Origin of the sequence: Micromonospora craterilacus, assembly GCF_003236315.1 — a bacterium.
Taxonomy (GTDB): Bacteria; Actinomycetota; Actinomycetes; order Mycobacteriales; family Micromonosporaceae; genus Micromonospora; species Micromonospora craterilacus.
Genome location: NZ_POTY01000215.1, coordinates 1 through 12,623, shown reverse-complemented (window position 1 = coordinate 12,623; position 12,623 = coordinate 1). Strand labels below are relative to the sequence as shown.

Here is a 12,623-nt window from a genome sequence, read left to right as displayed (position 1 = left end):
GGCCGGGGTGGGGCCGCCGAGCGTGGCCGGGCCGGCGCCGAGGGCGACCGTGCCGGCGGTGGCGACCAGGAGCAGCGCCGAGCCGGCGGTGAACCAGCGTGGGGGACGGGGTGGGGTGGTGTCCTTGATGGACATCGCTGTGGTGTCCCTTCCTGACGAGTGACTGCCAGGGCGGGCGCGCGCCGTCGCGCCGGATGCCGTAGCCGGGGAGGGTGCCGTCGGCCGCCGGTCTGGGTACCGAGTCGGCCATGGCCACCGATGGATGGTGGGCCACGTGTTCCGTGGTCACCAGTCGATGGGTTCCCGCGCCGCCGGTTCACCTCGACGAGACATTTCGGTGTTGCCGACGACATTAAACTAAGTTTTTAGATGTGTCTATATCCTTCCGGCGCAGGGATACCAACTTCCGTCCCCACGATCGAAAGTCGGCGATCCCACGCGTGGCACGCCCCGGCCGTCAGCGCTGTCGGTCGATCGCCTTGTTGGCCAGCGCGGTCAACGCCACCCGGCTCTCCGGCGTCACTCCGGTGTGCGCCAGGGTGGCCAGCGCCTCCTCGGCGCGGACCTGGATCATCTGCTCGATCTTGTCGCGGGCGCCGGTGCTCTTGATGATCTGCCGCAGCTCGGCCGCACCCTCCGCGTCCAGCTCGGGGTTGCCGAACAACTCCCGCAGTCGCGCGCTCTGGGCCCGGTCGGCGGCGTCGCGGGCCAGTGCCATCATCACGGTCGGCTTGCCCTCGCGCAGATCATCGAGGACGGACTTGCCGGTGACCGCCGGATCGCCGAACACCCCGAGCACGTCGTCGCGCAGCTGGAAGGCGTCGCCCAGCGGATCGCCGAACTCGGCCAGCGCGGCGACCAGCTCCGGCGCCGCCCCGGCCAGCGTGGCACCGATCTGCAGCGGCCGGGTGACCGTGTAGCGGGCCGCCTTCATCCGGATCACGGTCAGCGCGCTGGCCACCGACCCGTCACCCACCCCGGACACCAGGTCGAGGTACTCCCCCGCGATTACCTCGGTACGCATCAACGCGAAGACGCCGTACCCCCGGTGCACCGTCTCGGCGCCCAGCCCGCACTCGTGGAACATCTGGTCCGACCAGGCCGCGCAGAGGTCACCGCAGAGCAGCGCGGTGTTGCGCCCGTACGCCTCCGGGTCGCCCCGCCAGGACGAGCGACTGTGCAGGTCGGCGAAGATCCGGTGCACCGAGGGTTCCCCCCGGCGTTGATCGCTGCCGTCGAGGATGTCGTCGTGGATCAGCGCGAACGCGTGGAACAGCTCCAGCGCCGCCGCGGCGGCCACGATCGGGGTGCCGTCCGGACCGCCCGCGCCCCGCCAGCCCCAGTAGCAGAACAGCGGACGCAACCGCTTGCCGCCGGCCAGCACGAACCGGTGCAGCGTGGTGAAGACGCCGCGCGGCGCGCCGTCCGGCCAGTCCGGGTCCTGCCGGTCGAGGAAGGCGGTCAACTCGGCGTCGAACCGGGCCCGCAGCCCGTTCACGTCGGTCGGCGCCACCGTGACGGTCATCGCCCCTCCAACCCGGCCAACTCCAGCAGCAGCCCCTTCACCTCCGTGGCCGCGATCCGCTCCCGGGCCGCCGACGGGTCGGAGCAGAGCAGGACCGGCCCGTCGGCGGGGTCGGCGGGCAGTCGCCCGTGCGAACCCCGGACCGCCCGTGCCCCGGCATCCAGCCCGACCACGCTCATCAGGTACCGCATGCCGAGCTTCTTGCGGGCCAGCGCGACGGCGGCGCGACGCTTCGCCGCGCCCGGGTCGGCCGGGTCGAAGAACAGCTCCGCCGGGTCGTACCCGGGCTTGCGGTGGATCTCGACCAGTCGCGCGAAGTCCGGCGCCCGGGCGTCGTCCAGCCAGTAGTAGTACGTGAACCAGGCGTCCGGCTCGGCCACCAGCACCAGCTCACCGGCGCGCGGGTGGTCCAGCCCGTGCGCCGCCTTGCCGGCCGCGTCCAGCACCTCGGCCACCCCGGGCAGCCCGGCGCAGAGCTTCGCCACCGCCGGCACGTCCGCCGGGTCCCGCACGTAGATGTGGGCGACCTGGTGGTCGGCGACGGCGAACGCCCGCGAGGTCCACGGGTCGAGGTACTCCATCCCGGCCTGCGTGTAGACGCGCAGCAGCCCCTCGGCCCGCAGCAGCCGGTTGACGTCGACCGGCCGGGAGACGTCGGTGATGCCGTACTCCGACAGCACCACCACCGTCGCGTCCTTCGCCTGCGCGGCGTCCAGCAGCGGGGCGAGCACGCCGTCCAGCTCGGCCGCCGCCGCGGCGGCCCGGGGCGAGGACGCACCGAAGCGTTGCAGGTCGTAGTCCAGGTGCGGGACGTACACCAGGGTCAGGTCCGGCGCGTGGTCGGCGAGGATCCGCTCGGCCGCCTGGCAGATCCACCGGGACGACGGCAGCCCGGCGCCCGGCCCCCAGTAGGTGAACAGCGGGAAGGTGCCCAGCGCGTCGGTGAGCTCGTCGTGCAGCTCCGGCGGATCGGTGTAGCAGTCCGGATCCTTGCGACCGTCGGCGTGGTACACCGGACGCGGGGTGACCGTCCAGTCCACGTCCGCGCCCATCGCGTACCACCAGCAGACGTTCGCCACCGTGTAGCCGGGCTCCGCCCGGCGGGCGGCCTGCCACAGCTTCTCCCCGCCGACCAGCGCGTGGTGCTGCCGCCACAGCAACACCTCGCCCAGGTCCCGGAAGTACCACCCGTTGCCGACGATCCCGTGTTCGCTGGGGCGGGCACCGGTGAGGAAGGTCGACTGCACCGAGCAGGTCACCGCCGGCAGCACCGTACCCAGCTCGGCACGGAAACCGGCGTCGGCCACCGCACGCAGCCGGGGCATGTGCGCCAGCAGGCGCGGCGTCAGCCCCACCACGTCCAGCACCACCAGGCGTCTGCTCATGCCACCCCTCCGCTCCGCTGCGGGCCGGCATCTCCACAGCGTTGACGACTCGCTCGCTTCCGCTCGCTCATGCCACCCCTCCGCTCCGCTGCGGGCCGGCACTCCCGCAGCGTTGACTACTCGCTCGCTGCCGCTCGCTCATGCCGCCACCTCGCTTTCGGTCAGGGTCAGGCCGAGGGTGACCAGCTCGTCGCGGGCGAAGGCCAGCTCGGCGGCGATCCCGGCGGCCAGGTCCGCGTCGGTGCGGGGGCGCCGCTCCGCCGGCAGCACCCCCCAGGTGTACGTCTCGACGTCGAGGTGGTCGCAGCCGGCGTCGGCCCCGGCGAGCAGCGCGGCCAGCGCGGCGCGCAGCACCGGCAGGGTCGAGCCCAGCGGCGGCTCGGGTGGCGCGTGCAGCGGCACGTGGTAGTGCACCCGCCACGGGCCCGGCAGCGCCGCAGTGAGCGCGCCGTCCAGGTCGTCGGCCGCCCAGGCCGGATCCGCCGGGCCGGTGGCGGTCGCGCCGGCGCAGCCGGCGGCCCGGGTCTGGTGCAGGAAACGCGGCTCGACCCAGCGGCGCAACGTGCCGGCGTCCCCGGCCGGGTCGGCGGCCTCCAGCGCGGCGGACACCTGCACCTTCACCACCGGCAGGCCGGCCGCCGCCAGCCGGTCGAGGGCGGCGGCCGGCTCCTCCCAGGCACAGGCCAGGTGGGCGAGGTCCAGGCAGATCCCGAGCCGCTCGGTGTCCACGCCGGACAGCGCGGTCACCGCCTGCGCGGTGCTCTCCACGATGCAGCCGGGCTCCGGTTCGAAGCCGACCCGCACCGGCCGTCCGGTGTCCCGTTCGACGGCGGCGAGCCCGGCGGCGAGCTGGTCGAGCCGGCGGCGGGCGGCGTCCGCCCGGGTGCTGTCCCAGGGCTGTCGCCAGGCCAGCGGCAGGGTGGAGACCGAGCCGCGGACGGCGTCGTCCGGCAGCAGGTCGGCGAGGACCCGGGCCAGGTCGAGGGTGTACCCGAGCCGCTCGGTGGTGGTCCAGTCCGGCTGGTACACCGCGCCCTTGACCACGGGTGCCTGGAAGGCCGCGTACGGGAAGCCGTTGAGGGTGACCACCTCCAGGCCGCGTACGGTCAGCTCGGTGCGCAACCGGCGGCGGGCGCCGGAGTCGGCGGCCAGTTCGGCGGCGACCGGGGCGGCCAGCCACAGGCCGAGGCCGAGCAAGTCGGTGCCGAGCGCCGCGCGGACCGGCACCGCGTAGCGGTCGAGTTGGGCGAGGATGCCGGCGAGGTCCTCGGCGGGGTGCACGTTGGTGCAGTACCCGAGGTGGACGGTGCGCCCGCCGGGGTGTCGCAGCCGCATCAGCTGCCACCGCGCAGGATCGAGTTGCCGGCGAAGGTCGGCTCCGCGGCGTCCTCGTCGTTCAGGTCCAGCCGCCCGGACTGCCCGTAGAACTCGACCGGGTTGCGCCAGAGCACCCGGTCGACGTCCTCGTCGGTGAACCCGGCGAGCAGCATCGCCTCGCCGGTGGCCCGGGTGAGCAGCGGGTCGGAGCGCCCCCAGTCGGCGGCCGAGTTGACCAGCATCCGCTCGGTCCCGTACGCCTTGAGCAGCTCGACCATCCGAGGTGGGGACATCTTGGTGTCGGGGTAGATGGAGAAGCCGAGCCAGCAGCCGGTGTCCCGGACCAGCTTCACGGTCACCTCGTTGAGGTGGTCAAGCACCACCCGGCCCGGCTCGATGCCGGACTCGGCGACCACGGCGAGGCTGCGCTCGACGCCCCGGGCCTTGTCCCGGTGCGGGGTGTGCACCAGCGCCGGCAGGTCGTGCGCCACGGCCAGGGCGAGCTGGGTGGCGAAGACGGCGTCCTCCTCGGGCGTCATCGAGTCGTACCCGATCTCGCCCACCGCCACCACGCCGTCCTTCTCCAGGTAGCGGGGCAGCACGTCGAGCACCGGCCGGCAGCGCGGGTCGTTGGCCTCCTTGGGGTTGAGCGCGACCGTGGCGTGGTGGCGTACCCCGAACTGCCCGGCCCGGAACGGCTCCCAGCCGACCAGCGAGTCGAAGTAGTCGGTGAACGAGCCGAGGTTGGTGCGCGGCTGGCCGAGCCAGAATGCCGGCTCCACCACCGCCCGGACGCCCGCGGCGGCCATCCGCTCGTAGTCGTCGGTGGTCCGGGATGTCATGTGGATGTGCGGGTCGAAGATGCGCATCACGCCTCCCTGAGGTGCGGTTGGTCGACCCGGGCGCTGAGTCGGTCCAGCAGCTCGGTGGCGTCGGCGGGCATGGCCCGACCGGCGGCCCGCCGCTCGGCGGCGAGCGCGGCGAGCATCGCCGCCAGTTCCCCGTCGGCGCGGGCGTCGAGGTCGGCCACCACGGCCAGCGGTACGCCCGTGAACACGCACTTGAGCACGGCCTGCCGCCACGTCGGCGGGTCGAGGTGGTGCGCGTACGGGCCGAGGGCGGCGGCGACCAGCCGGGTGTCGTTGGTGCGGATGGCGTCGTGCAGCAGCGGCAACCCGGCCGCACCGATCGGCAGCAGCGGCAGCGCCTTGAGCACGGCCCGCTTCTCGGCGGCGTCCCCGTCGCGGTAGAGCGCCTCGGCCCACCCGGCGTGGCCGGCCGGCAGGGCGGTCAGCAGCAGCGCGCGGGCCGCCTCGTCGGCGGTCCAGCCGGGCAGGTCGGGCAGCTCGGCCCGGCCGCAGCGCCGGCCGGCGGCCGCGAAGAAGGTCGTGATCGTCGTCGGCTCGAACCCGATGCGGTGCACCGCCGCCGCCAGCCACTCCGGGTCGGGTACGCCTCGCAGGGCTGCCCGCAGTTCGTCCGGTGTCATCGCCGTCCCCTTCCTCAGTTGCTGCCTGTGCTGCCGCCGGCCGCGGCGCGGAGGAAGTCCAGCGACCGGGCGGCCACGGCCGGTGCGGCGTGCGAGTGGCGGGGCAGCTCGACCGCGACCAGACCCCGGTAGCCGACCTCGCGCAGCGCGGCCAGTACCGGCGGAAAGTCGATCTCGCCCGTGCCGAACTCCAGGTGTTCGTGCACGCCTCGCCGCATGTCGTCGATCTGCACGTTGACCAGGTGCGCGGCGACCGTGCGGACGCAGTCGGGCACCGGCTGCGGTTCCAGGCAGCGGCAGTGTCCGATGTCGAGGGTGATGCCCAGGCGGGCCGGTGTGCCCAGCGCCGCGGAGAGCCGGCGCCACCCGGCGATGTCCTCGACCAGCATGCCCGGCTCGGGTTCGAAACCCAGGGTCACTCCGGCGGCGTCGGCCGCCGCGACCACCGTGTCGCAGCCGGCCACCAGACGGTCCCAGGCCACCGCCGGTGGGACGGACTCGGGCCGCACCCCGGCCCAGAAGGAGACCGCCTCGGCTCCGAGGTCCGCGCCGATCGCCACCGCGTGGCGCAGGAACTCGACCCGGCGGGCCGGCTCGTCGTGCAGCAGCGTCGGGGCGTGCTTGTGCCAGGGGTCGAGCAGGTACCGGGCGCCGGTCTCGATCACCACGGCGAGGCCGAGCGCCGCCAGCCGGCGGCCGACGGCGTCGACCCGCCGGGACAGTCCGGGCGCGAACGGATCGAGGTGGTCGTGGTCCAGGGTGAGCGCGACCCCGGCGTAGCCGAGGTCGGCGATGACCGTGAGCGCGTCGTCGAGGCGGTGGTTGGCGAAGCCGTTGGTGCCGTACCCGAACCGCAGCCCGTCGCCCCCCGGCCCGGGAGCTGCGGAACGGGCGGCGGCGGTCATGTCGGGGAGACCTTCCGGGCCAGTCGCCGGCCCAGCGGCGCGGCCGCCGCCACCGCCAGCCCGAGCAGGCCGGCACCGGCGCGTGCGGTCAGCGCGCCCTGCAACGCGGGCAGGCCGGTGATCCCGGCGCCCACCGCCGCCCGGACCCGGCCGGCGTCGGGTTGGGCGACCACCCGCGCCTGCGCGGTGCCGTACCGGACGGCGTACCAGCCGGCGAGGACGGCGGGCAGGGCCACCGCCACGGCGCCGACGACCCGGCGTTCCCCCACCCCGGACCGGCGGGAGACCCGGGCGAGCGGGCCGGCAGCCTCCGCCGGGGCGGGTGTGGCCCCGGGGCCGGTCCGCACGCCGCCGGATGCTGCCGCGCCGCGGCGCCGGCCGATGGCGGGCGGGATCGCGGCGCTCGCCGCGACCAGGGCGGTGCCGGCGAGGGTACGCAGTGGCAGCGCGCGGTCGGCGCCGTCCACCTCGCGGCGGGAGAGGGCGGTGACCGTCCAGGTGTGCGCGGCGACGGTGACCGCCGCCGGCAGCGCCCGCACCGGCCGCCCGTTGGCCGCGCCGAGCAGCACGTCCAGCCCGCGGCAGGCGGCCATCACGGCCGGCCCGGCGGCGGTGTTCTTGGCCGCCAGGTCGTACCCCCAGACGGCCGTGGCGAGCGGCAGCGCGACGGCGGCGGCGCGGCGGCCGCCGGCCGCCGCGGCGAGACCGACACCGGCGGCGGTGAGACCGGCGGCGAGGCCGACCGCGAGCCCGGGGGCGACCCGGCCGCTGGGGATCGGCCGCTCCGGGCGTTCGACGGCGTCCAACCGCCGGTCCGCCCAGTCGTTGGCGGCCATGCCGGCCCAGTACAGCAGCACCGACGCGGCGGCGAGGGCCGGCGTACGCGGGCCGAGCGCGCCCGCCGCGGCGGCGCCGGCGACCACGTCACCCGGCACCGAGAGCGCGGCCGGGGCCCGGACCAGCTCGGCGAGGTCAGCCACGCTCGGCATCGGCACCTCCACCGTGCAACTGGCGGGCGAACGCGCACAGCCGGGTCCACTGGTCGGCGAGCGATCCGGTGGTGCTGTCGAGCGGGTCCTTGAAGAAGAAAGCGAGGTCGGCCAGGGGCCCGGTGTGGCCGGCGGCGTGCGCGGCGGCGGTGAGCCGGGCCAGGTCGAGCACGAGCGGGGCGGCCAGTGCCGAGTCGCAGCCGTGCCAGGTGAACTCCAGGCGCATCCCGGTGCCCAGGAACCCGGCGAAGGTGACCAGGTCCCAGGCGGTCTTGAAGTCGCCCAGTGCCTCGACGTACTCGATCCGGGTGTCGCCCTGCGGCAGGTAGCCGAGCGTCTCGCCGAGCACCCGCTGCTTGCTGCGCACCTTGGCGGCGTTGGCGGCCGGGTCGGCCAGCGTGGCGCCGTCGCCCCCGCCGAGCAGGTTGAGCCCGGACCAGGACCGGACGGCGAGGTGGCGCATCGCGAACATCGGGGCGAGCACCGACTTGAGCAGGGTCTCCCCGGTCTTGCCGTCGTGCCCCGCGTACGGCACCCGGTGGGTGTCGGCCAGCGCGGTCAACGCCGGCAGCCGCAGCCCGGTCGACGGGGTGAAGTCGACGTACGGGCAGCCCGCCGTCACCGCCGCGTACGCGTACAGCGAGCTGGGCGGCAGCACCTCGTCGGGGCCGCTGAGGGCGGCCCGCAGCGCGTCCGGGTCGGCGTGCGCGGGGTGCGGGCCGGGCGCCGGTTCGGTGGCCGCGACGTTGACCACCACGACGCGGGCCAGCCCGTGCCGCTCCCGGAACTCGGTGAGGTCGCGGCCGATCGCGGCGGCCCGGTCGGCCTGGCTCCCGGTAATCGGCGCGGGACGCAGTTCCCGCTCGACCTCGGCCAGTTCCTCGGGCAGTGCGGCGACCAGGCGGGCCGGCAGCACGCCGGCGGTGGCGAGCGCCTCGGCGCGCTTGGCGAGGGGGGTGGCGACCACGTCGTGCCCGCCGAAGACCAGGTCGGCGAAGGCCGGCAGGGCCGGACCACGCACCTCGGGCAGCTCGGTGACGCACCCGGTCGGTCCGCTCAACCCGGCCCGCAGGGCGAGCGCCCCCACGATGCTGGTGGTCGCGACCGAACCGCGCGCTCCCACCAGCCAGACACCCGTACGCATGGCACTCCTTCCCGGTCGGGGAAACCGGCCTGCATAGAACTACATGGATATCAGAAGATCGTTCCGAAAGATACCCTTTGTGCGGATGCGCCCCGTCCGCCGTCCGCCCCGGTGGAATACTCACCGGCCGGCGCCGAAGTCGGCGGCGACGCCGCCGGACCGGTGACCCGGAGCGGGTGCGGACGGACGGGGCTGGCAGGCAGGGGCGGTCGGCGTCTCGCCCCTGCCTGCCCCGCATCCGGCCGGCCGGCACGCGGCGCGCCCGACCGGACGACTCGTCAAACACGGACCGCCCGGAGGCGGCTGAGGTCGGTGTGGCGGCGCTGGGGCCGCCGGGGCGGCGGTCCTCCGGTACGGCCGGGGAATCCCGGTCCGGCCGCACCGGACGACCGCATTACTCGTGCCACCGGGCCGGGTGGCCCGTGGGCACGACCTCCGGTCCCGACCCGTACCGGCCGCGGGGCGCAACCGCGGCCGGCCCTCGCCGGTCGGTACCGGAGGTGGCTCAGGCGGCGACCGTCGCCAGCGTCGGCTCCACGTCGGTCCACGAGGACCCCCGTTCGGCCGACCGGACCACCGCGTCCAGCACCAGCTGCACCTGCAACGCCTCGGCGAAGGAGGGCGTCGGATCGACGCCGGTCGCCACCGCCTCGATGAAGTCGCGCATCTGGTGGGTGAAGGAGTGCTCGTACCCGATGATGTGGCCCGGCGGCCACCAGGCCGACAGGTACGGGTGCTCGCCCTCGGTCACCAGGATCCGGCTGAAGCCCTGCTCGGCGGTGGGTCGCGTCGCGTCGTAGAACTCCAGCTCGTTTAGCCGCTCCAGGTCGAAGGCGACACTGCCCAGCGACCCGTTGATCTCCACGCGGAGAGCGTTCTTGCGCCCGGTGGCGAACCGGGTCGCCTCGTAGGTGGCCAGTGACCCGCCGTCGAGCCGGGCCACGAAGACCGCCGCGTCGTCGACGGTGACCGGCCCGGTGGCGGCGGCGGCACCGTCAGCCTGCGCGGCGAGCCCGCTCGACTCGGCCGGCAGCGGCCGTTCCTTGACGAAGGTCTCGGTCACCGCGCTGACGCCGGTGATCCGCTGACCGGTGACGTACTGGGTCAGATCGATGATGTGCGCACCGATGTCGCCCAGCGCGCCGGAGCCCGCCAGATCCTTGCGCAACCGCCAGACCAGTGGGAACTGCGGGTCCACGATCCAGTCCTGCAGATAGCTGGCCCGGACGTGCCGGATCTCGCCGAGTCGCCCATCGGCGACCAGCTGGCGCATCAGCGTCACCGCCGGCACCCGCCGGTAGTTGAACCCGCACATCGACCGTGCGCCGCCGGCCCGGGCGACGGCCGCCGCGGCGGCCATCTCGCGAGCCTCGGCGACGGTGTTGGCCAGCGGCTTCTCGCACAACACATGCTTGCCGGCGGCCAGTGCGGCGAGGGCGATCTCGGCGTGGCTGTCCCCCGGCGTGCAGATGTCGACCACGTCGATGTCCGGGCGGGCCACCAGCTCCCGCCAGTCCGTGGTGTGCTCCTCCCAGCCGAGCCGGTCGGCGGCCTCGGCCACCTTCCCGGGGTCACGCCCGGCGACGAGCACCATCCGGGCCCGCGCCGGCAGGTCGTAAACCCGGTTCACGGTGCGCCACGCCTGCGAGTGCGCGGCGCCCATGAACGCGTAGCCGACCATGCCGACCCGCAGCTGCCTGTCTGTCGTGGACAAGGTGGGTCTCCCCCCGTTGTATCAGAACCCGAGCTTCAGGTAGTCGCTCGCGTTCTCCTTGGTGATCGTCTCGGAGGCGAGGACGATCTCCTTGGGCACCTGGAGCTCCACCAGGTCGGACATTCCCCGGCCCTGACCGATGAGCCGGGCCAGCGAGATCGCCGAGGAGGCCATCGACGGGCTGTAGGTCACCGTCGCCTTGAGCACCGTGTTGTCCGCCTGGATGTCCTCCATCGCCTTCTTCGAGCCGGCGCCGCCGACCATGAAGAACTCGGTGCGGCTGGCCTGGCTGATCGCGGCCAGCACGCCGATGCCCTGGTCGTCGTCGTGGTTCCAGATCGCGTCGATCTTCGGCAGAGCCTGGAGCAGCTGGCTCGCCTCCTGCTGCCCGCTGTCGACGGTGAACCGGGCCGCCCGCCGGTTGGCGACCTTCAGGCCGCTCTGGGCCAGGGTGTCGGCGAAGCCCTTCGACCGCTCCTGGGTCAGCTCCAGCTCGTTCATCCCGGCGATCTCGGCGATCACCGGGTTGCTGACGCCCTTGGCCTTGAGCTGCTCCAGGATGTACGTGGCGGCGGAGACGCCCATGCCGTAGTTGTCACCCTTGATCTGCAACCGGTACGCCTTGGCGTCCGGGAAGGCCCGGTCCAGGTTGACCACCGGGATGCCGGCCTGCATCGCCTCCAGGCCGAACGAGTTGAGTTCCTTGCCGTCGTGCGGCAGCAGCACGATCACGTCGGGCTTCTGGGAGATCAGGGTGGACAGCGCCGCGCGCTGGGCCGCCGCGTCCGCGCCGGCCTCGACCGTCTTGAACTCCACGTCGGAGTACGCCGCCGCCTGCGCCTTGGCGTTGTTGGTGATCGCGGCGATCCAGCCGTGGTCGGCGGCCGGCGCGGAGAAGCCGATCGTCACCTGCTTGCCGGGCTCGGCGTTGCCGCCAGTCTCCGCCGCCTTGGTCTGCGCCTGGGTCGGCTGCTCGTCGTTGCTGGTGCAACCGGCGAGGATCACGCCGGCTCCGACGGCCGCCCCGCCGAAGAGCAGCCGGCGCCGCGACATGTCGCGACTGTGCTGGGTCATGACGACCTCCTGGTTATTCAGTGGTGGAGAGGGATTTTGGGTGTGCGGGGCCTGGCCACCGTCGTCTGCTCGGGTGGCCCGGTGTCTTGTCGAGGTAGCGGAACGGGTCAGGTGGTGGTGGTGAGCCGGTTACGGCCGAGGAACTGGGTGAGGCTGCGGAACTGGACCTGCTGGACCAGGACGGCGGCGACGATGATGCCGCCCTTGACCATGTTTTGTGCCTCGGTGGAGAGGTCGTTGATCGCGAAGAGGTTGGTGATGGTGGCGAAGATGATCACACCGAGCAGGGAGCCGATGATGGTTCCCCGCCCGCCGCTGAGCAGCGTGCCACCGATGATCACGGCGGCGATCGCGTCCAGCTCGTAGAGGTTCGCCATCGCCGCCTGGGCCGAGGTGGCCTGGGCGGTGAGCATGATGGCGGCGATGCCGCAGCACAGCCCGGAGAGCGCGTACAGCATCAGGGTGTGCCGCTTGACGTTGATGCCGGCCAGCCGGGCGGCCTCCGGGTTGCCGCCGACGGCGACCGTACGCCGGCCGAAGGTGGTCCGGTTGAGCAGCACCCACCCGGCCGCGACGACGGCGGCCAGGATGTAGACCAGCAGCGGAATGCCGAACAGGTTGTTGCTGGCGATGCCGTTGATGGTGCCGTTGTTCGAGATCTGGGTCTGCTTGTCGGAGATCTCGGCGGCCAGCCCCCGGGCGGCCACCAGCATGGCCAGCGTGGCGATGAACGGCACCAGCCGCCCGTACGCGATGAGCGTCCCGTTGATCAGGCCGACCGCCACCCCGACGACGATCGCCGAGAAGATCATGCCGCCGGCGCCGTAGCTCTGGGTGGCGAGCGTGGTACACCAGACCCCGGCCAACGCGACGATCGCGCCGACCGAGAGATCGATGCCGCCGCCGATGATCACGAAGGTCATCCCGACGGTGACCACCCCGACCACCGAGGCGAGCTTGAGGATGCTGAGTATGTTGGCCCAGACCCAGTCGGGGTTGGAGTAGAGGTCGGACCGGGTGGCCGCGCCGATCACGATCAGCGCCACCAGCACCCCGATCAGGGCGAGGTTGCGCCGCGCGC

11 protein-coding genes are annotated in these 12,623 nt (G+C 73.7%); all 11 read right to left on the bottom strand.

What is annotated here, in order from left to right; all coding sequences use genetic code 11:
* Positions 1-457 precede the first annotated feature (457 nt).
* The gene (locus tag C1I95_RS26325) at positions 458-1,525 is read right to left on the bottom strand and encodes a polyprenyl synthetase family protein (protein ID WP_111217702.1); all 1,068 of its coding nucleotides are present in this window, start codon (positions 1,523-1,525) and stop codon (positions 458-460) included.
* Positions 1,522-2,910, bottom strand: coding sequence for an alkaline phosphatase family protein (locus C1I95_RS26320; RefSeq protein ID WP_199523915.1), 1,389 nt, complete (start codon positions 2,908-2,910; stop codon positions 1,522-1,524). Before C1I95_RS26320 ends, C1I95_RS26325 begins: the two co-directional genes overlap by 4 nt.
* Positions 2,911-3,048: 138 nt before the next feature.
* Positions 3,049-4,245: a metabolite traffic protein EboE gene (gene eboE, locus C1I95_RS26315; protein ID WP_111217700.1), complete on the bottom strand. Its 1,197-nt coding sequence runs from the start codon at positions 4,243-4,245 to the stop codon at positions 3,049-3,051.
* A complete protein-coding gene (locus tag C1I95_RS26310) occupies positions 4,245-5,096 on the bottom strand; it encodes a TatD family hydrolase (protein WP_111217698.1) in 852 nt (283 codons plus the stop codon). Before C1I95_RS26310 ends, eboE begins: the two co-directional genes overlap by 1 nt.
* Positions 5,096-5,716, bottom strand: coding sequence for an EboA domain-containing protein (locus C1I95_RS26305; RefSeq protein WP_111217696.1), 621 nt, complete (start codon positions 5,714-5,716; stop codon positions 5,096-5,098). Before C1I95_RS26305 ends, C1I95_RS26310 begins: the two co-directional genes overlap by 1 nt.
* A 14-nt stretch (positions 5,717-5,730) precedes the next feature.
* The gene (locus tag C1I95_RS26300; protein WP_111217694.1) at positions 5,731-6,621 is read right to left on the bottom strand and encodes a sugar phosphate isomerase/epimerase family protein; all 891 of its coding nucleotides are present in this window, start codon (positions 6,619-6,621) and stop codon (positions 5,731-5,733) included.
* Positions 6,618-7,610: an SCO3242 family prenyltransferase gene (locus C1I95_RS26295; protein WP_111217704.1), complete on the bottom strand. Its 993-nt coding sequence runs from the start codon at positions 7,608-7,610 to the stop codon at positions 6,618-6,620. The genes C1I95_RS26300 and C1I95_RS26295 overlap by 4 nt, the downstream gene beginning before the upstream one ends.
* Complete coding sequence (locus tag C1I95_RS26290) at positions 7,594-8,754, bottom strand: inositol-3-phosphate synthase (protein ID WP_111217692.1); 1,161 nt, start codon at positions 8,752-8,754, stop codon at positions 7,594-7,596. The genes C1I95_RS26295 and C1I95_RS26290 overlap by 17 nt, the downstream gene beginning before the upstream one ends.
* Before the next feature lie 505 nt (positions 8,755-9,259).
* Entirely contained in the window at positions 9,260-10,435 is a 1,176-nt protein-coding gene (locus tag C1I95_RS26285; protein ID WP_438941340.1) for a Gfo/Idh/MocA family protein, read from the bottom strand.
* Positions 10,436-10,489: 54 nt separating this feature from the next.
* A complete protein-coding gene (locus tag C1I95_RS26280; protein WP_111217687.1) occupies positions 10,490-11,542 on the bottom strand; it encodes a substrate-binding domain-containing protein in 1,053 nt (350 codons plus the stop codon).
* A 107-nt stretch (positions 11,543-11,649) separates the two neighbouring features.
* The coding region (locus tag C1I95_RS26275) for an ABC transporter permease (RefSeq protein WP_111217685.1) at positions 11,650-12,623 on the bottom strand (974 nt) is incomplete at its 5' end.

Excerpts from the sequence above, each read along its gene's own strand:
- C1I95_RS26325 (WP_111217702.1), bottom strand. The coding sequence starts at position 1,525 with ATGACCGTCACGGTGGCGCCGACCGACGTGAACGGGCTGCGGGCCCGG.
- C1I95_RS26310 (WP_111217698.1), bottom strand. The coding sequence starts at position 5,096 with ATGCGCATCTTCGACCCGCACATCCACATGACATCCCGGACCACCGAC.
- C1I95_RS26285 (WP_438941340.1), bottom strand. The coding sequence starts at position 10,435 with ATGGTCGGCTACGCGTTCATGGGCGCCGCGCACTCGCAGGCGTGGCGC.
- C1I95_RS26305 (WP_111217696.1), bottom strand. The coding sequence starts at position 5,716 with ATGACACCGGACGAACTGCGGGCAGCCCTGCGAGGCGTACCCGACCCG.
- C1I95_RS26280 (WP_111217687.1), bottom strand. The coding sequence starts at position 11,542 with ATGACCCAGCACAGTCGCGACATGTCGCGGCGCCGGCTGCTCTTCGGC.
- C1I95_RS26295 (WP_111217704.1), bottom strand. The coding sequence starts at position 7,610 with ATGCCGAGCGTGGCTGACCTCGCCGAGCTGGTCCGGGCCCCGGCCGCG.
- eboE (WP_111217700.1), bottom strand. The coding sequence starts at position 4,245 with ATGCGGCTGCGACACCCCGGCGGGCGCACCGTCCACCTCGGGTACTGC.
- C1I95_RS26320 (WP_199523915.1), bottom strand. The coding sequence starts at position 2,910 with ATGAGCAGACGCCTGGTGGTGCTGGACGTGGTGGGGCTGACGCCGCGC.
- C1I95_RS26290 (WP_111217692.1), bottom strand. The coding sequence starts at position 8,754 with ATGCGTACGGGTGTCTGGCTGGTGGGAGCGCGCGGTTCGGTCGCGACC.
- C1I95_RS26300 (WP_111217694.1), bottom strand. The coding sequence starts at position 6,621 with ATGACCGCCGCCGCCCGTTCCGCAGCTCCCGGGCCGGGGGGCGACGGG.